General features: G+C 73.2%; 25 protein-coding genes. 4 read left to right on the forward strand and 21 right to left on the reverse strand.

Annotated features, from left to right (window positions below; genetic code table 11):
• The first annotated feature begins 4 nt into the window (after positions 1 to 4).
• On the forward strand, positions 5 to 1,249 hold the full coding sequence (gene ilvA, locus N555_RS0103360) for a threonine ammonia-lyase IlvA (protein WP_029430088.1): 1,245 nt from the start codon (positions 5 to 7) through the stop codon (positions 1,247 to 1,249).
• A 69-nt stretch (positions 1,250 to 1,318) separates the two neighbouring features.
• Positions 1,319 to 2,146 (forward strand): META domain-containing protein, encoded by an 828-nt coding sequence (locus N555_RS0103365; protein WP_029430089.1) that lies wholly within the window; start codon positions 1,319 to 1,321, stop codon positions 2,144 to 2,146.
• A gap of 6 nt (positions 2,147 to 2,152) precedes the next feature.
• Here the strand turns inward: N555_RS0103365 and N555_RS0103370 are convergent, their stop codons facing one another.
• From N555_RS0103370 to N555_RS0103385, 4 genes are all read right to left on the reverse strand, one after another.
• Positions 2,153 to 4,378, reverse strand: coding sequence for a SpoIIE family protein phosphatase (locus tag N555_RS0103370; protein ID WP_051683677.1), 2,226 nt, complete (start codon positions 4,376 to 4,378; stop codon positions 2,153 to 2,155).
• Between the two features lie 29 nt (positions 4,379 to 4,407).
• Complete coding sequence (locus N555_RS0103375) at positions 4,408 to 4,758, reverse strand: STAS domain-containing protein (RefSeq protein WP_051683679.1); 351 nt, start codon at positions 4,756 to 4,758, stop codon at positions 4,408 to 4,410.
• 175 nt (positions 4,759 to 4,933) lie between these two features.
• Complete coding sequence (locus N555_RS0103380; protein ID WP_029430092.1) at positions 4,934 to 6,340, reverse strand: cytochrome P450; 1,407 nt, start codon at positions 6,338 to 6,340, stop codon at positions 4,934 to 4,936.
• 83 nt (positions 6,341 to 6,423) lie between these two features.
• Positions 6,424 to 7,824 carry a cytochrome P450 gene (locus N555_RS0103385; RefSeq protein WP_029430093.1) on the reverse strand — a complete coding sequence of 467 codons (1,401 nt, stop codon included), beginning with the start codon at positions 7,822 to 7,824 and terminating at the stop codon, positions 6,424 to 6,426.
• 230 nt (positions 7,825 to 8,054) lie between these two features.
• Between N555_RS0103385 and N555_RS0103390 the strand changes: the two genes are divergently transcribed.
• Entirely contained in the window at positions 8,055 to 8,483 is a 429-nt protein-coding gene (locus tag N555_RS0103390; protein ID WP_051683681.1) for an ATP-binding protein, read from the forward strand.
• A 6-nt stretch (positions 8,484 to 8,489) separates the two neighbouring features.
• On the opposite strand, the gene N555_RS0103395 is transcribed toward N555_RS0103390, so the two are convergent.
• The 11 genes from N555_RS0103395 to N555_RS0103445 form a co-directional block, all read right to left on the reverse strand.
• On the reverse strand, positions 8,490 to 8,720 hold the full coding sequence (locus tag N555_RS0103395; RefSeq protein ID WP_029430095.1) for a hypothetical protein: 231 nt from the start codon (positions 8,718 to 8,720) through the stop codon (positions 8,490 to 8,492).
• A 46-nt stretch (positions 8,721 to 8,766) separates the two neighbouring features.
• A complete protein-coding gene (locus N555_RS26560) occupies positions 8,767 to 9,423 on the reverse strand; it encodes a TetR/AcrR family transcriptional regulator (protein WP_051683683.1) in 657 nt (218 codons plus the stop codon).
• A 25-nt stretch (positions 9,424 to 9,448) separates the two neighbouring features.
• Positions 9,449 to 10,600 carry a thiolase C-terminal domain-containing protein gene (locus N555_RS0103405; RefSeq protein WP_029430097.1) on the reverse strand — a complete coding sequence of 384 codons (1,152 nt, stop codon included), beginning with the start codon at positions 10,598 to 10,600 and terminating at the stop codon, positions 9,449 to 9,451.
• Positions 10,597 to 11,004, reverse strand: a complete 408-nt coding sequence (locus N555_RS0103410) for a Zn-ribbon domain-containing OB-fold protein (protein WP_081865956.1) — start codon at positions 11,002 to 11,004, stop codon at positions 10,597 to 10,599. Before N555_RS0103410 ends, N555_RS0103405 begins: the two co-directional genes overlap by 4 nt.
• On the reverse strand, positions 11,001 to 11,189 hold the full coding sequence (locus tag N555_RS0103415; protein WP_029430099.1) for a hypothetical protein: 189 nt from the start codon (positions 11,187 to 11,189) through the stop codon (positions 11,001 to 11,003). The genes N555_RS0103410 and N555_RS0103415 overlap by 4 nt, the downstream gene beginning before the upstream one ends.
• Positions 11,186 to 13,654 carry a CaiB/BaiF CoA transferase family protein gene (locus N555_RS0103420; protein WP_029430100.1) on the reverse strand — a complete coding sequence of 823 codons (2,469 nt, stop codon included), beginning with the start codon at positions 13,652 to 13,654 and terminating at the stop codon, positions 11,186 to 11,188. Before N555_RS0103420 ends, N555_RS0103415 begins: the two co-directional genes overlap by 4 nt.
• Before the next feature lie 3 nt (positions 13,655 to 13,657).
• A complete protein-coding gene (locus N555_RS0103425) occupies positions 13,658 to 14,743 on the reverse strand; it encodes an amidohydrolase family protein (protein ID WP_051683684.1) in 1,086 nt (361 codons plus the stop codon).
• Positions 14,744 to 14,874: 131 nt separating this feature from the next.
• Complete coding sequence (locus N555_RS0103430) at positions 14,875 to 15,843, reverse strand: LLM class flavin-dependent oxidoreductase (protein ID WP_029430102.1); 969 nt, start codon at positions 15,841 to 15,843, stop codon at positions 14,875 to 14,877.
• Between the two features lie 8 nt (positions 15,844 to 15,851).
• Positions 15,852 to 16,355 carry a nuclear transport factor 2 family protein gene (locus N555_RS0103435; protein ID WP_029430103.1) on the reverse strand — a complete coding sequence of 168 codons (504 nt, stop codon included), beginning with the start codon at positions 16,353 to 16,355 and terminating at the stop codon, positions 15,852 to 15,854.
• A complete protein-coding gene (locus tag N555_RS0103440; RefSeq protein WP_029430104.1) occupies positions 16,355 to 17,179 on the reverse strand; it encodes a mycofactocin-coupled SDR family oxidoreductase in 825 nt (274 codons plus the stop codon). The genes N555_RS0103435 and N555_RS0103440 overlap by 1 nt, the downstream gene beginning before the upstream one ends.
• A gap of 31 nt (positions 17,180 to 17,210) precedes the next feature.
• The gene (locus tag N555_RS0103445; protein WP_029430105.1) at positions 17,211 to 18,662 is read right to left on the reverse strand and encodes an aldehyde dehydrogenase family protein; all 1,452 of its coding nucleotides are present in this window, start codon (positions 18,660 to 18,662) and stop codon (positions 17,211 to 17,213) included.
• A 170-nt stretch (positions 18,663 to 18,832) separates the two neighbouring features.
• On the opposite strand from N555_RS0103445, the gene N555_RS0103450 reads away from it, so the two are divergent.
• Positions 18,833 to 19,384 carry a nuclear transport factor 2 family protein gene (locus tag N555_RS0103450; RefSeq protein WP_029430106.1) on the forward strand — a complete coding sequence of 184 codons (552 nt, stop codon included), beginning with the start codon at positions 18,833 to 18,835 and terminating at the stop codon, positions 19,382 to 19,384.
• 42 nt (positions 19,385 to 19,426) lie between these two features.
• On the opposite strand, the gene N555_RS0103455 is transcribed toward N555_RS0103450, so the two are convergent.
• The 6 genes from N555_RS0103455 to N555_RS0103480 form a co-directional block, all read right to left on the reverse strand.
• The gene (locus tag N555_RS0103455) at positions 19,427 to 20,701 is read right to left on the reverse strand and encodes a cytochrome P450 (protein WP_081865957.1); all 1,275 of its coding nucleotides are present in this window, start codon (positions 20,699 to 20,701) and stop codon (positions 19,427 to 19,429) included.
• 227 nt (positions 20,702 to 20,928) lie between these two features.
• Positions 20,929 to 21,363 carry a nuclear transport factor 2 family protein gene (locus N555_RS0103460; protein ID WP_029430108.1) on the reverse strand — a complete coding sequence of 145 codons (435 nt, stop codon included), beginning with the start codon at positions 21,361 to 21,363 and terminating at the stop codon, positions 20,929 to 20,931.
• Positions 21,360 to 22,529 carry an acyl-CoA dehydrogenase family protein gene (locus tag N555_RS0103465; protein WP_029430109.1) on the reverse strand — a complete coding sequence of 390 codons (1,170 nt, stop codon included), beginning with the start codon at positions 22,527 to 22,529 and terminating at the stop codon, positions 21,360 to 21,362. Before N555_RS0103465 ends, N555_RS0103460 begins: the two co-directional genes overlap by 4 nt.
• The gene (locus tag N555_RS0103470) at positions 22,529 to 23,557 is read right to left on the reverse strand and encodes an acyl-CoA dehydrogenase family protein (protein ID WP_029430110.1); all 1,029 of its coding nucleotides are present in this window, start codon (positions 23,555 to 23,557) and stop codon (positions 22,529 to 22,531) included. The genes N555_RS0103465 and N555_RS0103470 overlap by 1 nt, the downstream gene beginning before the upstream one ends.
• A gap of 2 nt (positions 23,558 to 23,559) precedes the next feature.
• Positions 23,560 to 24,039 (reverse strand): Zn-ribbon domain-containing OB-fold protein, encoded by a 480-nt coding sequence (locus N555_RS0103475; RefSeq protein ID WP_051683686.1) that lies wholly within the window; start codon positions 24,037 to 24,039, stop codon positions 23,560 to 23,562.
• 43 nt (positions 24,040 to 24,082) lie between these two features.
• A complete protein-coding gene (locus N555_RS0103480; protein WP_029430112.1) occupies positions 24,083 to 25,252 on the reverse strand; it encodes a thiolase family protein in 1,170 nt (389 codons plus the stop codon).
• Positions 25,253 to 25,286 lie beyond the last annotated feature (34 nt).

Below are 25,286 nucleotides of genomic sequence, written 5' to 3' on the forward strand. Positions count from 1 at the left end.
GCCGGTGAGCTTCTCCGCCGACGTCGCCGACGCGGTCGCCCGGCTGGCCGGCGTCGCCGACCGGACCCCGCTGCAACGCAACGCCCGACTGTCGGCCGCGACCGGCGCCGAGGTCTGGCTCAAGCGCGAGGACCTGCAGGTCGGCCGGTCCTACAAGGTGCGCGGCGCCTACACGACCATCAGCCGGCTCGACGACGCCGCCCGCGCCGCCGGGGTGGTCTGCGCCAGCGCCGGCAACCACGGACAGGGCGTGGCCCACGCCTGCGCCGTCCTGGGCGTCCGGGGCTACGTCTTCGTGCCCGGCACCACCCCGCGGCAGAAGCGGCAGCGGATCACCGCCCTCGGCAGGGGCCGGGTCGAGCTGGTCGTCTCGGGCGACACCTACGACGACGCGGCCGCCGCCGCGGCCCGGCACGCCGCCGCCACCGGGGCGACCCTGGTGCCCGCCTTCGACGCACCCGGCACCATCGCCGGCCAGGCCACGGTCGCCGTCGAGCTGCTGGAGCAACTGGCGCAGCGGCCGGACGTCGTCGTCCTCCCGGTCGGCGGCGGAGGCCTGCTCGCCGGTGCCGGCACCTGGTTGCGGGAGCACTGCCCGGACACCCGGCTGGTCGGCGTCGAGCCGGCCGGCGCAGCGAACATGACCGCCGCCCTGGCCGCCGGGCACCCGGTCGAGCTGCCGGAGATCGACACCTTCGTCGACGGCGCCGCCGTCCGCCGGGCCGGCGACCTGACCTTCCCCATGGTCCGGGACAGCGGGGCCGAGCTCGTCGCCGTCCCCGAGGGGCAGATCTGCACCGAGATGCTCGACCTCTACCAGGTCGACGGTGTCATCGCCGAGCCCGCGGGGGCGCTGGCGACCGCGGCCCTGGCCGGCGGTCAGGTGACCGTCGGGCCCGGGCAGACGGTCGTGTGCCTGCTCTCCGGCGGCAACAACGACGTCAGCCGCTACGCGGAGGTGGTCGAGCGGTCGCTGGTGCACCGCGGGCTGAAGCACTACTTCCTGGTCGAGTTCCCGCAGGAGCCCGGAGCGCTGCGCCGCTTCCTCGACGAGGTCCTCGGCCCCGACGACGACATCGTGCTGTTCGAGTACGTCAAGCGCGACAACCGGGAGACCGGGGCCGCGCTCACCGGCATCGAGGTCGGCAACGCCACGGACCTGACGGCCCTGCTGGCCCGCATCGAGACGAGCCCGCTGCGCATCCAGCACCTCGCCCCCGGGACGACGGCCTACCGCTTCCTCGTCTGAGCGGCCCCTGCCCGCGTCTCCTTCGCCGCGGGTGAGGCAGCTCCGGCCCGCCCCGACGACGATGCCGCCATGGGTCAGGGACCGCGGGTCGCGGCACGCACGCACGTCGCCCTGCTCGCCGGCGCCGTCCTCGTCGCCGGACTCCTGCTGGCCGCCTGCGGCTCCGACGACGTCGACCCCGCCGCCGCCACGGCCGGGCTGCCCGACCTCGGGCAGTCGCTCGCGGCCCAGCAGTGGCTGCTCGACGCCGGCGACAGCTCGGTGACCGGCACGACGGGCCCGGTGACCCTCGAGATCGACGGCGGCACCGCGTCGGGGACCGCCCCGTGCAACACCTACCGGGGGCCGGTCGCCCTCGACGGCGACAGCGGCGTGCGCATCGGCCCGCTGGCCACCACCCTCATGGGCTGCGAGCCCGCCGTGATGACGGCCGAGCGCGAGTACCTCGACGCGCTCGAGCGGGTCCGCACCGCCGACGTCCCCGACCAGGACCGGCTGGTCCTCACCGCCGACGGCGTGCGGCTGTCGTACACGGCCATCGACGCGCAGGACCTGCTCGTCGGCACCTGGGAGCTCACCGGCGTGCGGACCCCCGGCGCGATCCAGAGCATGCTCGTCGGCACCGAGCCGACCGCCCGGTTCGCCGACGACGGCACGCTCGCCGTCGAGACCGGCTGCAACACGCTCGGGACCACGTGGACCCTCGACGGGCGCTCGATCACGGTGGAGCCGCCGGCCGGGACGCTTCGGATCTGCCCGGAGCCGGCGGGGGTGATGGAGCAGGAGGCGGCCATCGCCGCCGCCCTGCCCGACGCCGCGACCGTCGAGGTCACCCCGGTCGCGCTGACCCTCCTCGACGCCGACGGCCTCATCGTGCTGACCGCCCAGCGGGCCTGACCGGGGTCAGGAGGTCCGGCCGAGGCCCAGCACGGTGACGTCGTCGGTACCCGGCGGGTCGAGAGCGGCGAGCACGGCGTCGAGCACGGCCGACACGTCGGCGCCGCCGACCGCCGCGGCCGCCTCCAGTGCGGCCAGCCCGTCGTCCACCGGCTCGCCGCGGCGCTCCACCAGGCCGTCGCTGAACAGCAGCAGCCGCTCGTCGCCGGTCAGCCGCACCCGCTCCTGGGGGTAGACGGCGTCGTCGAGGATGCCCAGGGCGGGGCCCCGGCCGGCCCGCAGGAGCCCGATCGCGGTGGAGAGGACCGGCAGGTGCCCGGCGCTGGCGACGTCGACCTCGCCGGTCGCCGGGTCCAGCTCCGCGACCACCACGGTCGCCATCTCCCCCGGCAGGAGCGCGGTGAGCAGCCGGTTCAGCTCCGCCAGCGCCGCGCCGGGCCCGAGGTCGCGCAGCAGCATCGCGCGCAGGGCGTGCCGGAGCTGGGCGGTGACGGCGGCGGCGGACAGCCCGTGTCCGGCGACGTCGCCCAGCACCAGCGACACCCGGCCGCTGGGCAGCGGGACGAGGTCGTACCAGTCCCCGCCCACGACGTCGTCGGCGCTGGGCAGGTAGCGGGCGGCGAGGTCCACGCCGGGCACCTTGGGCAGTTCGTCGAGCAGCAGGGTCCGCTGGAGCGCCGCGGCCATCCGGTTCTCCTGCTCCGCGCGGGCCCGCCCGGCGACGGCGACCTGCTCGCCCAGCGACCGGGCCGCCGCGACCTCGTGCGCCTGCCACGGCCGCGCGGTGCCGCGCACGATCTCGGTCCACGCCGCGAACGAGCGCCGGGGGGACAGCCGGCCGCTCGCGGCGATCTCCGTCTTGTGCGGGTTGCCGCCCCACGTCACCTCGCGCGGCGTCTCCGGCCGGAACCAGGCGAGGAAGTCCCCGCCGTCCAGCCCGACGGCGAGCACCCCGCTGGCCGTGCCGGCGAGGTCGGCGGCCTCCGGCAGCACCTGGGGCATCGCGTCGGTGACCGGCGCTCCGGCCGCCAGCAGCGCCGCCACCAGGGGGCCCACCCGCTCGGCCGGCGGGGTCTCCCCCAGCAGGCGGAGCCGCCCGTCCAGGCGGACGGCCGCCCCCGCCGCGGGGAACAGCTCCAGCACCGTGGGCCGTCCGCTGCCGTCGTCGTCGGTGAGGGTGGGCAGGAGCGTCCGGCCGGCCCGGCCGACGGCGGCGACGAGGTCCGCGGAGCGCTGCGCGACGCCGACGACGTCCCCCTGCTCCCCCGCCGCGACCGTGGTGTGCAGCAGCAGCGAGGCGGTGCGGCCGAGGAACTCGGCGGCGACCCGGTCGGGATAGCTCGGCCGGCGGGGCCCGTCGTAGTGGTGGCAGGCGATGAGCCCCCACAGCCGGCCGCGGTCGATGAGCGACACCGACATCGAGGCGACGACGCCCATGTTGGCCAGGTACTCCAGGTGCACCGGCGAGACGCTGCGCAGCACGGAGCCGGAGAGGTCCAGCGGCCGCCCGGTGCCGGGCACGGCCGCGGGCTCGAGCGGTACCCGGGTGTAGCGGGCGTCGGGGATCAGCCGCAGCCAGTTCGTCGCGTACAGCGCCCGCGCCTGGGCCGGGATGTCGCTGGCCGGGTACCAGAGGCCGAGGAAGGGCTCGAGGTCCGCCCGCCGGTCCTCGGCGACCACCTCGCCGTTCCACTCACGGTCGAAGCGGTAGACCATGACCCGGTCGAAGCCGGTGAGCGCCCGGACGTCGCGGGCGAGCACGGCGGTGAGCTCCTCGAGCGTGGCCGCGCCCGACAACCGCTGCAGCACCGAGGGCAGCCGCCGGTGCCACGTGGGGCCGGCTTCCGCGGCGCCCTCGAGGAGCTCCCACTCGGTGACCAGCAGCCCGTCGGTGCGGTGCACGACCAGGTCCACCTCGCCGCCCGGCAGCGTCAGCCGCAGCGGGTTCAGGTCGGCCAGGTCCCCGGCCAGGCCGGCGCGCAGCCGCTCCAGGCCCCCGGGGGGCAGCAGGTCGGCGAGCGACCGGCCGGCCACCTGACCGCCGAACACGGTGTCGGCGTTCGCCGAGGCCCCCACCACCGCCAGGTCGGGCTCGGTCACGGCCAGGAGCGCCCCGTGCGGCTGCACGGCGCCGGGGACGGCGATCGGCTCGTCCGCGCAGCGCAGCAGCGCCTCGGACAGCAGCGCCTCGGAGAGCACGGCGTCGGGCAGGGAGCTGTCGGCCGGAGTCACCGGCCGACCCTACGAGCCGGTGCCCGACCTCACGAGCCGACGCCCCCGCCCGCGAAGCCGGCCTTCTCCACGATCGGCACCGCCTGCTGCAGGTCGAGCAGGTCGAGGACCAGCCGGACCGGGCGGTTGCCGGTCGGGCAGACCACCTGGAGGGCGACGCCGAGCCGGTCGGCCGCGCGCGCGGTGCGGACCAGCTGTCGCGCGCCGGAGGAGTCGAGGAAGGTGGTCTCGGTCAGGTCGACCACCAGCGAGGCCGGCCCGGCCTCCAGGACACCGGTCACCGCCTCCGCCAGCTGCGGGGCCGTCGCGATGTCGAGCTCCCCGCGCACCCGCAGGGCCGGCCGTCCGTGGACGGTCGTGCGCTGGACTTCGAACAGCACGGACCTCAGCCTCTCGCCGGTTCGCGGCCGCACCGACCGGACCGCGGACACACCGGAGAACACCCTATTTCGCCACCCTCGCCCTGTCGCCACCGGTTCCCCGGAAGCGTGCCGCGGCGCAGGGACGCGCAGGCGCCGGGTCCGCCACTCGGACCCGGCGCCTGACGCAGGGGGACTACTCGGAGATGCGGGCGGTCTCCCGGCGGACGGTGACCGGCTCGGCCAGGCGCTGCTCGTCGACCACCTTCTGCAGCTTGGCGACGGTCTCCACCAGGCCCGGGCCGAGGCGCTTGCCGGGCGTGAACGTCGCCGGCAGGTGCTTGAGACCGTTGATGACGCCGACGGTGTCGTAGTGCACGGCGCCGTCGGGGTCGCAGACGAAGTCCGGCATCCGGTCCAGGACCGCCTTGAGCATCGTCTTGAAGGTCGCCCGCGCCACGTTCGAACCGATGCACCGGTGCACGCCCAGGCCGAAGCTGGCGTGCCGGTTGCCCTTGCGGTCCAGCTGGATCTCGTGCGGGTTCTCGAAGACCTTCTCGTCGCGGTTGGCCATCGCCCACGACAGCCAGAGCCGGTCGCCCTCGCGGAACTGGACGCCGTGGATCTCCTCGTCCTTGGCCACCGTGCGCCCGTCGCCGGGGGCCGGGGTGTAGAAGCGCAGGAACTCCTCCGTGGCGCTGTCGCGCAGCTCCTCCCACTCCGCGATCAGCCGGGAGCGCTGGTCGGGGTGCTCCGACAGCCACTCCAGCGAGTGGGCGGTCAGCGCCGTCGTGGTGTCGAAGCCGCCACCGATGAGCAGGCCGACGGCGCCCATGACGGCCATGTCGTCGGGGTTGGTGCCGCCGATGTCGGCCTTGATCAGGGCGTCGACCAGGCCGGGACGCGGGTTGGCGCGGATGCCGGCGATGTAGCCGAACGACCGCATCCCCATCTCCTGCTGCTTCTGCTGCACGATCACGGCCTCGGGGGTGCCGGGCTTGGTGTAGACGGCGGCGTGGATGGGCTCGACGTAGGTCTCGTAGTCGTCCATCGGGAAGCCGAGCATCGCCATCGTCAGCACGGCCGGGACGATGTTGGCGAGGTCGTCGACGAAGTCGATCCGGCCGGTCTCGATGACCTCGTCCAGGGAGGCGCGGGTGATCTCGTCGATGACCGGCTGCCAGCGCGCCACGGCCGCCGGCGACAGGTAGGGGTTGAGCGCGTTGCGGTAGTGCCGCTGGGCCGGCGGGTCCATGCCGAGGAACATGCCGCCGAGCCGCCCGGGCCCGCCGTACTGCAGCTGACGCATCTCCAGCGGCGGCGGCGGGATCGAGATGCCCGTGTACCGCTCACCACCGCGCTCGTTGTAGGGGTCGTCGTCGTTGGACAGCACGTCGGCCCGGCGGGCGGTGTCGAACAGCTCCTGGTTGCCGGTGACGAACCAGTAGCCGCCGTGGGTGTCGTTCCAGGCGATCGGCTTGGTGGCGTGGAGCTCGTCGGCCAGCCGCTCGAACTCGGTCCGGTACTGGTCCCCGTGCCGGTCGAGCTCGATCCGCAGCGCGCTGCGGTCCTCGCCGGATCGGATGGTGTCGTCGACGGTCATGCAGGTACTCCCGGGTGATGGGTCGGTGCCGGAGGGGTGGAGGTCGGGCCGCGGTCGCTCCGGGACGGCGGCCTGGGGGATGGTCAGGTGAGGCGCGCGGCCTCGCGCTGGACGGTGACGGGCTCGGCGAGCCGCTGCTCGTCGACCACCGTCTGCAGCCGCTGCACGGTCTCCTCGATGCCCGGGCCGAGGCGCGTGCCGGGGGTGAAGGTGGCCGGCAGGTGCTTCATGCCGTTGATGACGCCGACGGTGTCGTAGTGCACCGCGCCCTCGGGGTCGCAGACGAAGTCGGGCATCCGGTCGAGGACCGCCTTGAGCATCGTCTTGAAGGTGGCCCGGGCGACGTTGGAGCCGATGCACCGGTGGACGCCGAGGCCGAAGCTGGCGTGCCGGTTGCCCTTGCGGTCCAGCTTGACCTCGTGCGGGTCCTCGAAGACGGTGGCGTCGCGGTTGGCCATCGCCCACGACAGCCAGAGGCGCTCGCCCTCCTTGAACTCCACACCGTGGATCTCCGCGTCGATCGCGATCGTCCGCCCGTCGCCCGGGGCCGGCGTGTAGAAGCGGAGGAACTCCTCGGTGGCGCTGTCGCGCAGCTCCTCCCACTCGGCGATCAGCCGCGAGCGCTGGTCCGGGTGCTCGCTCAGCCACTCCAGCGAGTGCGCGGTCAGGGCCGTCGTGGTGTCGAACCCGCCGCCGATGAGCAGCGACACGGCGCCGTAGACGTCGAAGTCCTCGGGCTTGCGGCCGGTGATCTCGGCGTTGATGAGCGCGTTCACCAGACCGGGCCGCGGGTTGGCCCGGATGTCGGCGATGTAGCCGAAGGTCCGCATCGCCATCGCGATGCTCTGCTCGACCACGCGCTCCATCTCGGGCGTGCCGGGCTTGGTGTACACCTGCGCGTGGGTCGGCTCGACGTAGGTCTCGTAGTCGGCCATGGGGAAGCCGAGCATCGCCATCGTGAGCACCGCCGGGACGATGTTGGCGAGGTCGTCGACGAAGTCGATCCGACCGGTCTCGATCACCTCGTCGATCGCGGCCCGGGTGATCTCGTCGATCACCGGCTGCCACCGGGCGACGGCCGCCGGCGACAGGTAGGCGTTCAGCGCGTTGCGGTAGTGCCGCTGCACCGGCGGGTCGAGCATCAGGAAGTTGCCGCCGAGCGCCCCGGGCGGCCCGGCCATCGCCTTGGCCTGCTCCCGGTCGAGGGTCGGGATGGTGATGCCCCCGTAGCCCTTCCGGTCGCCGTGCGGGTCGCTGTCGTTGGACAGCACGTCCGCCCGCCGGGCGGTGTCGAACAGCTCCTGGTTGCCGGAGACGAACCAGTAGCCGCCGTGGGTGTCGTTCCAGGCGATGGGGGCCGTGGCGTGCAGGTCGTCGGCGAGCTCGGCGAACTCGGTCCGGTAGCGGTCACCGTGCCGGTCGATCTCGATGACCCGCGGCGCCCGATCCGCGGCGGGTGCGGTGCTCGTCTCGTCGACGCTCACGACGGTTCCTCTCGTTGGCACGCTGCGGAGAGCCGGGTGCACCCCGACCCGTGACCGCCTTCACAGTTCGATGGAAGAGTATCGATCGAAACGTCAGCCGCAAACCCTTGGCCCCTCGACTCTCCGCACGGAGCTCGTCCGCCTCGCGACGCGCCGTCCGCGGGGTGGGGTCACCGGCGCCGCGCCCACCTGGCAGGCTGCGCGTGTCCGTCGGACCCGGAGGGAGCGGTATGGACATCGCGTTCACCGTCACCCTGCCGGTCGACACCGGCAGCGTCCCGTTCGTCCGCGGCCTCTGCCGGCAGGCGCTCGAGCACCTGCGCGTGCCGCCGTCGGTCGTCGACGAGGTCGCCCTAGCGCTGACCGAGGCGTGCGCCAACGTCGTCCAGCACAGCGGTGGGGACGCCCGCTACGAGGTCGGCGTCGCCATCGACGACGACCGCTGCCGCATCACGGTGTGGGACGACGGCGAGGGCCTCGACCCGCGGGCGGCGCCGAACACCGCCACCGGTCGCGAGCTGGCCGAGGGCGGGACCGGGCTGCTGCTGATGAAGGCGCTCGTGGACCGCCTGGACTTCCGGCACGACCCGGACGGGCGGCACCGGGTGACGCTGGTGAAGCAGCTGGGCAGCCGTCCGGCGCTGCGCCTGCTCGACTGACGTAGCTCAGCGGGCGCGCACTGCGCCCTTCTCCTCGAGCTCCAGGAGCGCGGCCAGCCGGGCGGCGCGCGCCGCGGCGTCGCGGGCTGCCGCGTCCGAACCCTGGGCGCGGGCACAGAGGCTGGCCAGCTGACGGACGACGATCCGCCGCCACGCCTCGCGGCGCCGCTCGGCGCGGTCGACCGCGGGTACCGGTCCGCCGACGACCGTCGTCGCCGTCTCTGCGAGTACCTGCACGCCGACCTCCGAGAGCTGTGCGATGCGTTATCGCCTCGAAGATAGGTCAATGACTTTCGAAGCGTCCAGTCCTGGCGTCCACGAGCAGCGCGATCGCCTGGACGAGGGCCTGCTTCTGCGCCGCGAACTCCGCCGCCCGGCCGGCCCCGTAGGCCGGCGGGTTCGCGCTGATCATGAGGTGGCTCATGGCCATGCCGCGCAGCGCGTGGAAGAGCACCGGGCCCAGGTCGTCCTCGTCCGTCGCCGGGCTGCCGCCGGTCAGGACCTCGCCGGCCAGCCGGTGCAGGTCGGCGTCGACCGAGCCGCTGATCCGCTGCATGGTCGTGAGCGTCTGGTCCGACGTCCGGGGGTCGTGCGCGAGCGTGAGCAGGACCTGCATGAACGCCAGGTACTCCCGCGAGCCGTAGTAGGCGTCGAGCACCGCGAGGTACTCCCCGACCCGCTCCGCCACCGTCGCGCCGCGGATCTCCGCCGCGTGCAGCAGGCCGCGGAGCCGCTCGTTGCCCTCCTCCAGCACCGCGAGCATCAGCGCCTCGCGGGTGCCGAAGTGGTGCTGGATGGTGCCCCAGGTGACCCCGGCCCGCTCGGCGATCGCATTCGAGCTGGCCCGGTAGATCCCGCGCTCGAGGATGCACTGGATCGCGGCCTCGACCACCGCGGCCCGGGCCGGCTGCTCGGGGGTCGGTCCCTGGCTCGCGGTCACGGTCGCCGAGGGTACGACCCGCTGGTCACCGCCGGAGGACGACGCCCGTGCGGCCGGCGCTGACGAGCGCCACGTGCGGATCGGCCAGCTGGTTGGGCGACTGCCCGCGCAGCTGGCGCACCGCCTCGAGGGTGAGGTTCATCCCGTGGATGTAGGCCTCGCCGATGAGCCCGCCGTTGGTGTTGCAGGGCAGGTCGCCGGTGGGCCCGAGGTGCCCGTCGGCCACGAAGTCCTTCGCCTCGCCGTGGCCGCAGAACCCGAGCGCCTCCAGCTGCAGGAAGAACATCGGGGTGAACGCGTCGTAGATCATCGCGACGTCGACGTCGGACCGCTCGATCCCGGCGGTGCGGAACAGGCTCTCCCCGACTGCCGCGGCGCCGTCGAAGCGGGTGAGGTCGGGGCGGTAGTGGTTGCTCGCGACCTCCTCCTCGAAGAGGGCGACGGACGCGGCAGCGGCGATCTCCACCGGCGCCGGGGTGTCGGCCGCCCGGTCGGCGGTGGTGACGACCATCGCGACCGCGCCGTCGGTCTCCTGGCAGCAGTCGAACAGCCGGATGGCCGGCTCGGCGATCCACCGCGAGTTCTGGTGGTCGTCCAGCGTGATCGGCCGCTCGGCGAAGTAGGCGGCGGGGTTGGTGGCCGCGTACGCGCGGAACTGGACGACGGCCCGGCCGAAGTCGGCGCTGGTCGTGCCGGTCTCGTGCATGTACCGGGTGGACTCGAACGACATCCAGGACGCCGGGGTGAGCACGCCGAACGGGGTGGCCCACTGCATCGCCGTCGTCCCCGAGTGCCCGCTGACCGGCTCCGGGGCGACGCGCGCCCGGCCGAAGCGCTTCCCCGACCGCGAGCGGCAGGCCCGGTAGACGACCACCGTCTCCGCGGCGCCGGAGAGCACGGCCGCGGCGGCGTGCTGGAACATCCCCTGGCTGCCGCCCCCGCCGTAGGGGATCCGGCTGGACCAGCGGACGGCGGGGATGCCGAGCGAGCGCACGAGCTCGGTCTCCTCGACCGGGTCGACGGTGAAGCTGACCAGCCCGTCGACGTCGTCGGTCGTGAGACCGGCATCGGCGAGGGCGGCGACGATCGCCTCGGCGGCCAGCCGGGTCTCGCTGCGGCCGGCGTCCTTGGAGAACTCGGTCGCACCGACGCCGACGATGGAGGCGGACCCGTTCACGAGAGCTCCCTGACTGCGAACACCGGGACGTCGCCCTCGGCCGTCGGCGCGAACGTCACCTGCACCGGCAGCCCGACGCGGACCTCGGCGGGCTCGACGCCCACCAGGTTCGACAGGATGCGCGGCCCCTCGTCGAGGGTCACGAGCACGGCCACGACCGGGTAGCTGAACGACGGGTGCTGGGGGTGGTGCAGCAGCGACCAGCTGTAGACCTCGCCGGTACCGGCGACGTCGACGAAGGACAGCGCCGTCGCGTGGCAGGCCGGGCACATCGCGCGCGGCGGGTGCTGCCAGCGGCCGCAGGCGTCGCAGCGCTGGACCGCCAGCCGGCCCTCGGCGGCGGCCGACCAGAACCCGTCGTTCTCCTCCGTGCGCAGGGGGGCGGGCCGCAGCGGTTCCGTCACGGCTTCCTTCCTGCCGCGTCCGCGCCGACGTCCGCCAGCAGCTGCGCCAGCCGGGCGGAACGCTCCGCGGCGTCCCGGGCGGCGGGGCCGGACCCGGCAGCCCGGCGCTCCAGCACCTGCAGCTGCGTCAGGACGACGCGGCGGCGGGCCTCCCGCGTCCGGTCGGCCGGCGGGCCGGCGGTCACCGGGTCCCCTCCGGCAGGGCGGTGTCGTCGACGGCCCCGGAGTCGATGAGCTTGTCGATCTCCTCGGCCCCGTAGCCGGCCCGCTCCAGGATCAGCCGCGAGTGCTCGCCGGGCCAGACCGGCCCGCTGCGCAGCACGCCCGGGGTGTCGGACAGCTGGAAGTACAGCCCGGCGGCCTGGGTGGAGCCGACCCGGCGGTGCGGGAACGCCGGGGACAGCAGCTGCGCCGACCGCGGGTCCTCGCCGGAGAACAGCCGGTCGGCGAAGTGGACGTCGGGCACCTCGCAGGGCACGCCGGCGGCGTCGAGGGCGGCGAACCACTCCGCCGACGAGCGGGTGGCGAACGACGTGGCGAGCAGCTCGGCGAGGACGGTGTCCTCGGCCGCGCGGCCCGCCCGGGTGGCGAACCGCGGGTCCGCCGCGAGGTCGGGCCGTTCCAGGCCGGTGCACAGCGCCGACCAGGCCGCGTCGTCGAGGGCGGCGATGCAGATCCAGTCGTCGGCGGTGCGGTACAGCCGGTAGAGGGCGTTCCAGCCGTACTGCTCGCCGTCGGGCCGCTGGCGGTCGCCGCGGTGGGCGCCGTCGGGGGTGATCCACGCGGTCGAGGTGTGCAGCAGGTGCGCGTACAGGATCGAGGTCCGCACGAACTGGCCCTCGCCGGTGCGCTCCCGGTCCATGAGCGCCTCGATGATGCCCAGCGCCGACAGCAGGCCGTTGCCGGTGTCGCCGAGCGAGGTGCTCGACCAGATGGGCCGGCCGCCGTCGTCGAGACCGCCGTCCAGCCAGCTGGTGCCGCCCAGCGCGGCGCCGGTCTGGTCGTTGCCCGGGTTCTGCTGCCGCGGGCCCTGCTCGTGGCCGATCGTGTGGCAGTAGACCAGCCGCGGGTTGATCTGCTTGAGCGACTCGTAGTCGATCCCGAGCCGCTGGGCGGCGGCGTAGCGCATGTTGTGCTGGACGACGTCGGCCTGCTCGACCAGCCGCTTGAGCACCGCGAGGCCGGCCGGGTCCTTGAGGTCGAGGGCGATCGACTCCTTGTCCCGGTTGCACATCTGCGCGATGTGGTTGGAGTACCAGAACTTCTCGGTCAGCGAGTTGACCTTGATCACCCGGGCGCCGAGCTGGGCCAGCATCTGGGTGCCGAACGGCCCCGCGACGGCCACCCCGAGGTCGAGCACCGTGATGCCCTCCAGGGGCGAGGCCAGCGGCCGGCCGGCCGACACCTCGGCCGCCGGGGCACCCTCGCGGATCAGCCGGTCGGCCTCCGCGCGCACCTCGTCGGTGTGCTGGCCGCGGGCCGGCGCGGGGCGCGGTGCGGGCTGGGGGTGCCGCTCGAGGTCCACGACCCGCCCGACCTGCCGGACGACGCCGAACTCCGGGTCCGGGACGTCGACCACGCAGCCGTCGTCGACCAGCAGCGGGTCCAGCAGCGCCTCCTCCGGCGACCGCACCGGCTGCAGCGGGGTGCCGACCTGCGCGGCGAGCCGGACCCACTCCGCGACCGGGTGCTTCGCCACCGTCTCGACCATCTGGTCGTAGAAGTGGAAGAGCACGACCATGTCGTGCGGCGAGGGCGTGACCCGGTAGGAGGCCTTCTTCGGCGCCGGGACCGAGGGCAGCGGCTGCATGCCGGCCTCGTCGGCGTTGATCACGAACTCCGGCAGCGGCACCCAGTTGTGCAGCCACCGGCCGTCGGCGCCGCGGAAGAAGCCGCGCGGCGTCCGCGGGTCGGGGATCCAGGTGAGGAAGTCCTCGACCTCCGGGTCCTCGACCTTCACCCACGCTCCGGGGGTGGTGACCATGACGCCCTGGAGCAGTGTCGCGTCGACCCGCTGGCCGCGGCCGGTGACCTGGCGGGCGCGCAGGGCTGCGGCGATGCCGACGCTGGCGATGTAGAAGGTGCCGAGGTCGACCCACGGCGTGCCGCTGAACAGCGGGCCGTCGCGGTCCGGGCCGTTCCACACGTTCTCCGGCTGCTCGACCCCGGGCAGGATGCCCGCGCCGCCCGAGAGCCGGCTGATGGTGGTGCCGAGGGTGCCGCGCACCTCGTACTGGTGGCCGGTCCGCGCGGCGACCAGGGCGCCGATGCCCGGCCGGTCGGCGTCGGGGCCCTCGGAGCCGTAGCCGGTGATCGAGCAGTACACCAGCCGCGGGTTGAGCGCCGAGAGCGTGTCGAAGTCGATGCCCAGCCGCTGCGTCGTCCCCGGCGCGAAGCTCTCGACGAGCACGTCGGCCTCGCGCGCCAGCGCCAGGAACCGCTCGCGGTCGGCGTCGACCGTGAGGTCGAGGACGGCGCTGCGCTTGCCGCGGTGCCACACCTTGTAGCCCGACAGGTCCCCGAAGGGATCACCCTCGGGGCGCTCGATGCGGGTGACCTCGGCGCCGTGGTCGGCCAGCAGCATCGCCGTCATCGGGCCGCTGATGCCCCAGGAGAGGTCGAGGACCTTGAGTCCGTCGTGGACGCCCATCGACTAGGACAGGTTCCAGATGCGCATGGCGTTGCCGGAGAGCATCGCCTCGCGTTCGTCCTTCGGGACACCGGCGAACTGCTTGTCGACGACGGCCCGCGAGTTCGGCCACGAGGTGACCGGGTGCGGGAAGTCGGTGGACCACATCAGGTTCTCGACGCCGATGTAGTCGCGCATCCGCTCCACGCCGAGCTTCTCGTCGATGAAGGTGAAGTTCATGTTCCGGCGCATGTACTCGCTCGGCAGCATCGTCGTCCCGGGGTACTCGTAGCCCTGGCGGGTGACCATGTCGTCGACCATCTCCATGTACCAGGCGACCCACGCGATGCCCGGCTCGACGAACACCAGCTGCAGGTCCGGGAACCGCTCGAGCAGCCCGGTCATGGTCCACATGCCGAAGGACTCCGCCGTCATCAGCGGGGTCATCGACACCATGATCCCCTTGAGCGGCGTGGGGTCGCGGTCGGCGAGCTCGCTGAGCGTCGTCTTCAGCCCGATGTGCAGGGCGATCGGCAGCCCGGTCTCCTGGATCAGGGACAGCAGCGGGGCGTAGCGGTCGTGGTAGTAGTCCAGCTGCCCCAGCTCGCTCGGGAACACCGGCAGCTGCAGCGACTTCGCCCCCATTCCGACCACCCGCTCGACCTCGGCCATCGCCAGCTCGATGTCGTGGATCGGCACCTGGTAGCTCATCACCAGCCGCTTGGGGTCGACGTCGGCGAAGGCGTGGATGCAGTCGTTGAACGCCCGCAGCGCCGGACCGACGCCGCCGTCCTTGATCTTGCTGAGGTACCGGAAGGCGCTGACCTCGCTGTAGAGCACCTCGACGTCGACGCCGTCGGTGTCCATGTCCTTCAGCCGCTCGGTGGGATCGAAGTAGCTGGGCCGGGAGAAGGCGGAGTTGGCGGTGGACGCCTTGTCCTTGGGCTTCGCGCCGGCCTGGTTGGCCGCGCCGGCGCCGGTCTTCATCCGGTTCTCGTGCTCGGAGGCCGCCTCGTCGTAGACCGCGTGGTACTTCGCGGGCATGAAGGACTTGATCTGGTCGTGCGAGACGCGCACGTGGGAGTCGGCAGAGATCAGGCGCTCGGTCATGGGGGGTCTCCTCGTCGCCGGGGTTCCGGGGGCGCTCTCCTGCCCGCAGAGGGACCGGCGCCGGTCGCCATAGTAGCCACTATGTGATCCGCTGGCGAGACCTGCGCCACACGGATCCGGGGGCCGGCCCCTCACCCGAGAGCGGGCAGCACCTCCGCGGCCACCCGCTCGAGGTAGGGCCACGCCAGCTCCGGGGGGATGCCCCCGCACATCGGGTGCATCGACAGGTAGCCGTTGGCCCGGATCAGCTCGACGGCACCGGCGACGTCGACGATGCGGTGCGAGCCCTCGGACTCCCGCAGCTCGTCCACCGTCGCGCCGCGCGACAGCGACGCGGTCGTGGTGTCCCCCGCGTTCCAGGCGGCGTACATGGTGGCGTCGTGCACGAGGTAGGGCCCGATCTCCGCCCAGGCCCGGTCCACGTCGTCGGCGACGAAGACGGCGTTCGGCACCGCGGGGTCCGACAGGAGCACCGGCCGGGGGTCGTGCCCGTGGTGCGCGGCCGCCTCCTGGTAGGCCGTCTCCAGCGCAGGGTCGTCGTTCTGCGCGAACAGGCTCAGGCCGAGCCGGCCGGCGCGGCGCGCGGCGGCCTCCGTCCCGCCGCCGACGGCGAGCGTGGCGACCAGGTCGGGGGCGTTCGGCGTGACGGTGCCCCGGCGCCCCCCGCGGTCGATCTCCTCGCCCCGCAGCGCCGCGACGAGGAGGTCGAGCTTCTCGTCCAGCAGCTTCCCGCGACCGGCCCACGGGACGCCGAAGAGCGCGTACTCCTCGGGCCGGTACCCCAGAGCGAGGACGTGCGAGACCCGGCCGCCGCTGAGCCGGTCGAGGACGGCGATGTCCTCGGCGACCCGCACCGGGTCGTGCAGGGTCGCCACCAGCGCGGCGACGGTGAACCTCAGGGTCGTCGTGCGCGCGGCCATCGCCGCCGCGACCAGCAGCGGCGAGGGCAGGTAGCCGTCGGGAGAGGCGTGGTGCTCGGACAGGGTGACGGCCACGCACCCGTTGCGCTCCCCCCACTCGGCCATGTCGAGGGCCGCGGCGTAGAGGTCCCGCGCACGGCTCTCGTCCGGGGTGCGCAGGTCGAAGCGGATCGCGTACACGCCGGCCCTCAGAGCACCGTGTACGAGGGGTCGGTCGTGTCGCGGGTGCCCGTGGTGCCGAACATCGGGTTCTCCAGTGGCCGCATGCAGTCGATGGCGTGCAGGTACCGCCGTGCGGTGATCACCCAGGCGCCGTCCCGTTTCGCCCACCGGTCGACGTAGCGGCCGCTCGAGGCGATCTCGAGCGGACCGTCCGGCCCGCTGAGCCGGAAACGGGCGTCGACGTAGCACTCGCTGCCCGCCGTCGCCCCCGTGACCGTGACTGTGACGTTGGAGATCCGGTGCACGTGGGCGTCCATGCCGGCGTGCGAGGCCAGCGCGAAGTCGACGAACCCCGGGCCGGTGCCGCGGTACATGTCGCCGTAGTCGGCCTCGGCGTCCGGCGCGAACACCGACCGGCCGAGGTCGGCATCGCACCGGTCCATGGCCCGGCAGTAGGTGGTGAGCTGCCGCTCGATCGCGCGCTCGGCCAGCAGTCGGGTCAGCGGGCCGTCGTCCAGGGAGTCGGCCATCAGAAGATGCTGCAGCCTGCGTCGACCGGGAGCGTCACGCCGGTCACGAACCGCGCCTCGTCGGAGGCCAGGAACAGCATCCCGTTGGCCTGGTCCACCGGGTCGACCATGCCCACCGGCCCGAGGTCGAGCAGGTGGTTCCAGAGCATCGGCGCGACCTTGGGGTCGGCCTCGATGGGGTGCGGCCCCTCCGTGGACTCCATCTGGTTCATCGGGGTGTCGGTCGCCGTCGGGTGCAGCGAGTTCACCCGGATCTTGTGCTTGGCCAGCTCGGTGGCGAAGGCGCGCATGAGGCCGACCACGCCGTGCTTGGCGGCGACGTAGGGCACGAGGAACGGCAGGCCCTTGAGCCCGGCGACCGAGCTCACCAGGACGATCGACCCACCACCGGCCTGCACCAGGTGCGGCACGGCGGCCATCACCGTGTTCCAGGTCCCGGTCAGGTTGACGTCGATGACCTCCTGCCAGATCGCCGGGGTCACCTTGTCGTAGGGCTGGATGACGACGATGGCGGCGTTGGCGACGACGACGTCCAGGTGCCCGAGCTCGGCGACCCCCGCGTCCACCGCCGCCGTCAGGCCCTCGAGGTCGCGGATGTCGGCGACGCGGTGCACGATCCGCCGGTCGAGGGCCTCGACCAGGCGGACCGTTTCCGCGAGGTCCTCGGTCGTCGCGGCGGGGTACTGGGTGTTGTCGAACCCGGCGCAGACGTCGACGGCGATGACGTCGGCGCCCTCCTGTGCCAGCCGGACGGCGTGCGCCCGGCCCTGACCTCGCGCCGCCCCGGTGACCAGTGCGACCTTGCCCTGCATGCGTCCGGACACGTGCCACTCCTCGTGGTGGTGGGGCTCGGGGCTAGAGCGGCATCCAGACGTTCTTGGCCTGGACGAACTCCCGGATGCCCCAGATGCCGCCCTGCCGGCCGTAGCCGGAGCGCTTGACGCCACCGAAGGGCGCACCCACCGGCAGGTCGACGAACCCGTTGATCCAGACCGTGCCGGCGTCGAGGTCGCGCGCCATGCGGTGCGTCCGGCGCAGGTCGTTGGTCTCGATGTGCGCGGCGAGGCCGTACTGGGAGTCGTTGGCGATGGCCACCGCCTCCTCCTCGGTCTCGAAGCGCATGAAGGCGGTGACCGGCCCGAAGATCTCCTCCTGGGCGATCTCGGCGGAGTTCTCGACGTCGGCGAAGATCGTCGGCGCGAGGAAGTAGCCGTCGGCCAGCTCGCCGCCCACCCGCTCGCCGCCGGTGACCAGGCGGCCGGTGCCGCACTCCTTGGCCCGCTCGACGAAGCCGAGGATCCGGTCGGCGTGCCCCTGGCTGATGACCGGCCCGACCATGGTGCCCGCGGCGAACGGGTCGCCCATCGGCACCTGCTTGGCCATCGCCGCTGACATCTCCACGAGCTGGTCGTAGACCGGCGCCTCGACCAGCACCCGGCTGCCGGCGATGCACGCCTGGCCGGTGCCGAGCAGGGTGCGCTGCGCGGCCGCCTGCAGGTCGGCGTCGGCGAAGACGATCCGCGCCGACTTGCCGCCCAGCTCGAAGGCGGTGGGGGTGAGGTTCGGCGCGGAGGCGGAGATGATCCGGCTGGCCGTGCCACCGCTGCCGGTGAAACAGATCTTGTTGACGTCGGGGTGGCTGGTGAGCGCCGTCCCGGCGACCGCCCCGCCGGGGACGACGTTGATGACGCCGGGCGGGAAGCCCACCTCGAGCGCGAGCTCGGCCAGCGCCAGGCACGTGTAGGGCGCCATCTCCGGGGGCTTGATCACGATGGTGTTGCCGGCCGCCAGGGCCGGGGCCAGCCACTGCCCGAAGGAGACGAACGGCCCGTTCCAGGGGACGATCACCGCGACCACGCCGTACGGCTCGTCCAGCGTGTAGTCGAACGCGGGGCCGGGGAAGGTCGCGACCACCTCGCCGCCGATCTTGTCCGCGTAGCCGGCGTTGAACTCGAAGAGCTCGGCGACCCAGTTGGTGAAGTACGGGGTGAACGCGAGCGGGTAGGCGTTCTCCACGGTGATGACCGGAGCCAGGCTCGTGCTGGTCCGGACGGCGGCGGCGAACGCCAGCATCAGCCGGCGGCGCTCGTTGCCCGGCATCCGCTTCCAGGCCGGGAGCGCGGCGCGGGCGGCGGCCACCGCGGCGTCGACCTCCCCCTGGCCGGCGAGCGGGACGGCGTAGGTCACCTCCCCGGTGGCGGCGTAGCGGTGCTCGTAGACCTCGCCGTCGTGCGTCGTGATCTTGTCCGCGCCGATGAGGAAGCCGGGCTCGGGCAGGACGGAGCGGTCGACGACTGCGGGGGGCATGGAGATCTCCAGGTACGAGGCCGGGTGGCACGAGGCCCATCAGGGCAAAGATGACTAGTGAAGGGTCTACCCGACCGGTCGGGCGACCACAAGGCAGTGGCGCCATTGACCGTGACGCGCGTCGCGACCTAGCGTGCTGAACACCGTTCAGTCCCCGATCGAGGAGCACCGTGTCCAGCACCGACCCCCAGTACGCCGCCCTGGCCGCCCGGCTCCAGGAGCTCGAGGACGTCCGTGAGATCACCGAGGTCTTCTACGAGTTCCACCACGCCTGCACCGGCGGCTTCAACGGCCTGCAGGCCGGCCGCATGGAGGCGCTCGACTGCCTCACCGACGACGCGACGATCGAGGTCGCGCAGCTGCACGAGCCCGGGAAGGGCCCGCGCGGGCGCGAGGCCGTCTACGAGTACTGGCACTACTTCTACGGCGACGACGGCCCGCTCCCCTACGTGTTCCAGACCAGCGTCGCGGACAAGGTCGTCGTCACCGGGGACACCGCGGTGCAGTACTCGAACATGCTCGGGATGTTCTGGCACCGGGAGAACCAGCCGGTGATCTCGCTGTCCAAGCGGGTCAACGACTTCGTCCGCACCGAGAAGGGCTGGCGGATCCGCAAGACCACGATCGAGGGCGGTTTCTCGGCCCCGCTCGAGGAGTTCCGCGGCAAGCTCAACCCGCTGCCCGCCCAGGAGCCGCGCACGCCCTGGACGTACCAGGACTGACGCCCGGGACGGGGGAGGCGGCCCGCCTCCCCCGTCCCCGGATCAGCTCGCCGGACCCACCCGCGGGCCGGGGGTGAACCGGACCGGGAAGGTCGTGGGGGCGTAGACGTTGCCCGCGTCCTCGAACCGCGGCACCTCGTCGACGGTCAGCTCGAAGTCCGGCAGCCGGTCGAGGACCCGGTCGATCATGACCTGGAACATCGTCCGCGCCAGGTTCGAGCCCAGGCAGCGGTGGATGCCGACACCGAAGGCCATGTGCCGGTTGGGCCACCGCTCGACGTCGACGGTGTCCGGGTCGGCGAACTCCGCGGGGTCGTAGTTGGCCGCGGCCCACATCAGCATCACCCGCTCGCCGGCCCGCATCTGCTGGCCGTGGAACTCGGCGTCGCGCGACAGCGTCCGGGCCAGACCCTGGGTGGGCGTGCCGACCCGCAGGAACTCCTCGGTCGCCCGCTCGAGCAGCTCCCGCCGGTCGATGAGCTTCTGCCGCAGCGCCGGGTCCCGGGCGATCCGCTCGAGACTGTTGCCGGTGAGTCCGCTGGTGGTGTCCATGCCGCCGAGCATCACGAGGAACACGTAGCGGACCTGCTCCATGAAGCCGATGGTCTCGCCGTTCACCTGGCAGGTGATGATCGCGGTCAGGACGTCGTCGGGCTTCTCCTCGAGCGCGGCCCGCTCCTCGAGGGCCTTCGCGACCTCCCCGAAGAGCGCCATCTGCGACTCCCCGGCCTCGGTCCGGTCGCCGTGGATGATCGTGTGGATCCAGTGCACGAACTCCGGCCAGCGGCTCTCGTCCATCCCGAGGATGCGCAGGGCCATCAGGGCCGGCAGCGGCGTGCTGAGCTGCTGGACGAGGTCGCCCTCCCCCGACTCGATGAACTGGTCGATCAACTCGTCGGCCGCCGCCCGGATGCCCGGCTCCATGTTCGCGACGGCCTTGGGTGACAGCAGGCCGAGGACCGGCTTGCGGTACTGCTGGGTCTCCGGCGGGTCGATCTCGATCGGGATGGGACCGGTGCCGGCCGCCAGCGCCTCCTGCCCGTCCTTGGGCAGCCCGGTGCCGGGCGAGGAGAGGAACAGGTCGTCGTCCTTCGTGGCCTCGAAGACCGGCGTGTAGCCGGTGAGCATCCAGAAGCCGCCGTTGCGCTCGTCCCAGGCGACCGGGGCGGTCTGCAGGAGCTCGCGGTAGATGTCGTAGTTCTGCTCGGAGAAGCGCTCGCCGTGTACGTCCAGGTCGATGACCGGCCGCGGCGGCACACCCTCCCCGGGGGATCGCGTCGTCACGGGACACAGCCCGGCGGTCTCCGACGTGGTCATGACTGGCCCTCCAGGACTGGTTCTGGCCGCGCCCGGCAACGACGGTGCGGCTCGCATCCCAACATTACAATGATTGTCGAATAGTCGGACGAGGCGCAAGGTGCGGGTCGCCGCACGCGACCGGGGCTCCCGCGCGAGGCCTTGGCCCTCCACCGGCCACCCGACCGGGAGGAGTGGCCGGTAGAGGGCCAACGCCCCGGTGGACCCGGTCCGCTCCCGCGGTCGGCTCAGTCCTCCGGTGGCCGCAGGACGGTGCGGTCGCCCTCCGACCAGATCCCGGTGGCGGTGCGGACGGCGATCCGCCACCCGGCCGGCGTGCGCACCAGCTCGTCGGCGTACCAGGCACCGGTCCGGTAGATGCGCGACGGCCGGCCCGCCCGCCGCAGCGTGACGATCGCCGAGCACCGGGACCGGGCGGTGTCCCCGGCGACCTCGACGTCGTGGTTGCCGATCAGGTGCTGGGTGGAGTCGACGTGCGCGTGCGACACCCGCATCCGCTCGACCATCTCGCCGACGCCGGACACGGTGAACGCGCCGTAGTCGGCACGGAGGTCGTCGGCGAAGACCTCGCGCAGCCCCTCCCAGTCCCGGGTGTCCAGCGCCCACGCGTACCCGTTGAGCACCCGGATCACGGCCAGGACGTCGGCGGCGTCCCCGCTCACCCGATCGGCCGGCTGCGCGGCAGCCCCAGCCGCCGCTCGGCGACGATCTCCCGCATGACCTCGCTGCTGCCGCCGTAGATCGTGCTGACCGGCGCCTTGCGCAGGGCCCACTCGACGGCGCCGTGCAGCGGCCCGGCGTCCCCGGCGAGCAGCGCCTGCTCCCCGAGCAGGTCGGTGAGGACGTCGACGCGGCGTTGCTCGGCCTCGCTGGAGTGCAGCTTCTGCATCGAGCCCTCGATGCCCGGCATCCCGCCGGTCGAGGCCACCCAGCGGACCTTGAGGCCCAGCAGCCGGCCGACCTCCTCGTCGATGGCGAGCCGGGCCAGCTGCTCGGCGACGGTCGGGTCGTCCAGCAGCGGTGCGCCGTCGGCGCCCGGTGCCGAGCGGGCCCACGCCGCGACCTGCTCGACCAGCGTCGGCCCACCCGGGGCCGTGGCGGTGCCGCGCTCGTGCACCAGGGCCACGCGCATGACGCCCCAGCCGCCGTCGACGTCGCCGATGCGCAGGGTGTCGGGCACCCGCACGTCGCTGTAGAAGGTGGCGTTGGTGCGCTGGCCGCCGAGGGTGTGCACCGGCTGGACCTCGACGCCGGGGTCGTCGAGCCGCGCCAGCAGGAGGGTCAGGCCCTTGTGCTTGGACACCTCGGTGTTCGTGCGGGTCAGCAGGAACACGTGGGTGGCCATGTGGGCGGTGCTGGTGAACATCTTCGAGCCGTTGACCACCCACTCGTCGCCGTCGCGGACGGCCCGCATCTTCGCCGCCGCGACGTCCGATCCGGAGCCGGGCTCGGTGTAGCCGAGCACGATGACGACCTCGCCGCGCAGCGCCGCGGGGACGATCTCCTGCTTGGCCTCCTCGGTGGCCACGTGCAGGATCGTGCGGGCCACCATCTCGGTGGTGACCCAGCCGTCCATCCGCAGGCCGCGGGCGCCGATCTCCTGGAAGACCGCCAGCGCGTAGGCGGGGTCGACGTCGGTGCCGCCGTACTGAGCCGGCCAACCGGCGCCCAGCAGCCCCTGTGCCCCGAGCAGAGCGTGCAGCTCGGGGTTGTGGTGCGTGCCGGTGGTGTGCTCCAGGTCGACCCAGGCGGGATCGACGTGCTCGTCGGCCCAGGCAGTGGCCGCCTTGCGGAACTCGGCGAGGGAGTCGTGCTCGGTGAAGTCCATCAGGCTGCCTCTCCGGCGAACAGGTCGGCGGCGAGGGCGCGCAGTTCGTACCGGGGAGCACCCAGTGCGAGCTGCCAGGCCTTGGCCCGCCGGTAGTAGAGCTGGATGTCGTACTCGAGGGTGTAGCCGTAGCCGCCGTGGAAGTGCAGGCTCGCCGCGGCCGTGGCGAACGCCGTCTCCCCGGCGAAGAGCAGGGCCATGCGAGCCAGCGCCGCGGCCTTCACCGATCCGGCGTCGCGGGCCCAGGCCGCCTCGTGCACGAGGAGCTCCGCGCCGTCGCCGGCGGTCGCCAGGTCGGCCAGCCGGTGCTGGACGGTCTGGAACCAGGCGATCGGGACACCGAAGGCGTGCCGGTCCTTGACGTAGTCGACGCCGATCCGCAGCGCCTCCTGGCGCAGCCCCTCCAGCGCCGCCGCGGTGAGCACCCGCCACAGCGAGACCGCGTCGGCGTGCGCCCGGCGCGCCTCGTCGCCGGTGGCGAGCACCAGCCGCTGGGACCAGACCGCGGTCGACACCTCGGCGATCGCCGCGCCCCCGAGGTCGGGCAGCGGCTCGACCGCCACCCCCTCGCGCCGCGACAGGACGACGAGCTCCTCGCCGTCCAGGGCCACGACGACGTCGGCCACCGCCGCCCCCGCGACGGGGCCGGCGGTGCCGTCGCGCAGCGGCCGCAGGGCGACCGTCGGCAGGACGGTCCCCTCCCCCACCCCGGCCAGCAGGTCGGCGCCCGCGGCCGGGCCGGCGAGCAGCGCCGCCGCCGTCAGCACCTCGGGCAGGACGACCGGGGCGACCCGGCGGCCGGCCTCGATCGCGACGACGACGAGGTCGGACACCGTCGCCCCGCCGCCGCCGAGCTCCTCGGCCACGCCCATGGTCGGGATGCCCGACTGCACGAGCACCCGCCAGAGCGCCGCGTCGTGCCCGACGGCCTCCGCCGCCCGGACGCGCTCGGGCGTCGCCTGCTTTTCGAACAGCTCGGCGACCGACCCGCGCAGCGCCTGCTGGTCCTCGGTGAGGGAGAGGTCCACCGTCAGGCCACCGTGGCCGGCTGGTTCTCCGCGCTCAGCGCGGCGTCCGCGTCGTCGGGCTCGGCGGCGTCGGCCGCGGCGAACCGGAAGACGGTGACGTCCTCGCCCGGGATCTCCTCGAACACGATCCGCAGCGGCATCCCGATGTAGAGGTCCTCGGGGGCGATGCCGGTCGTGTTGCCCAGGACGATGCAGCTGCGCGGCTCCTCGGCGAGCTTCGCCAGCACCACCGCGTAGGGGACGTCGTCGTTGAACGCCCCGGGGCCGCGGTGGACCAGGCTGAAGCTCCACACCGTCGCGTCCCGACTGACCGGCGTCCAGGTCTGGGCCTCCGACAGGCAGGACCGGCAGGCCGGGTACGGCACCCAGTTGTAGTGGCCGCAGTTGTCGCACTTCGGCACCCGGAACTCGCCGGCCGCCAGGCCGTCCCAGAACTCCTTGTTGCGGGGCTCGATCTGGGGCAGGGGCTTGAGGTAGGTCATCGTCGCTCTCCTGAGGTCTGAGGGGTGGGGAGGCCGCGGCCGGTCACTCGGTCGCCATGACGAGGACGCCGGCCATGCCGTGCACCGCCCAGCCCTGCTGCAGCGAGACGCCGAGCTTGGCGTCGGGGACCTGCCGCTCGCCGCACTCGCCGCGCAGCTGACGGACCACCTCGATGGTGTGCATGCCCGCCGGGTCACCGGCGTGGCTGTTGGAGAGCAGGCCGCCGTCGGTGTTGGTCGGCATCTTCCCGCCGAGGGCGCAGTGCCCCTCCTTGACGTAGTCCGCGCCCTCGCCGAGCTTGCAGAAGCCCATCTCCTCGAGGTCGCGGATCGTGGTGATGGTGAAGCAGTCGTAGAGACCGGCGACGTCGATGTCCTCGCGGTCGATGCCGGCGATGGCGAAGGCGCGGTCGGTCGCCCGGCGCACCGCCTTGCCCTCCTCGGGGAACCACGGGTCGTTGATCGTCACGTAGAAGTCCGTGTAGGTGGACTCCGCGCCGCCGAGGACCAGGACCGGCTTCTTCTTGCTGGAGCGGGCCCGCTCGATGGAGGTCATGACGACCGCGTAGCCGCCGTCGTTGTCCAGCGAGCAGTCGAGGAGGTTCAGCGGCTCGCAGATGGGGCGGCTGTTCAGCACGTCCTCGACGGTGATGTCGCCCTTGCGGCCCATGATCGAGTCGGGGTTGAGCGTGGCGTGGTGCCGGGTGAAGACGGCGACCTCGGCCAGGTCGGCGTGGGTGACGCCGAACTCGTGCATGTACCGCTGGGCCCACAGCGCGTACCACGTCGTCATGTAGGCGCCCGACTGGTAGAAGCTCCAGTCCGGCACCCGGGGGGCGCGGTCGGGCATCGCGGTGCCGCGCGGGCCGACCAGGGAGCCGGCCTTCCCGTAGAAGAGGACGACGACCTCGCACATGCCGTTCTCGATCGCCAGCGCCGCCTTGGCCAGGGCGCCGGAGGCCCCGCCGGTCTCCATCAGGCCCAGCGGGCGCTCGCCCAGCTGGTTGGCCCAGAACTGGTGCGCCGTGGTGCCCGGCAGGTGGTCGGACATGCTCAGCGGGATGATCCCGTCGACCTCCTCGATCGGGATCCCGGCGTCGTCGAGCGCACCCTTGATCGCCTCCAGCTGGAGGGAGAACGACGTGCGGTCGGGCAGCTTGCCCTGCTTGGTCGTGTAGACGCCGGCGATGGCCGCCTGCCTGGGTCGCGCCACGGGTTTCCACCTCTCGATGCCCGCCGTCACCGGC

It is taken from the genome of Blastococcus sp. URHD0036, from assembly GCF_000701365.1.
GTDB lineage: Bacteria > Actinomycetota > Actinomycetes > Mycobacteriales > Geodermatophilaceae > Trujillonella.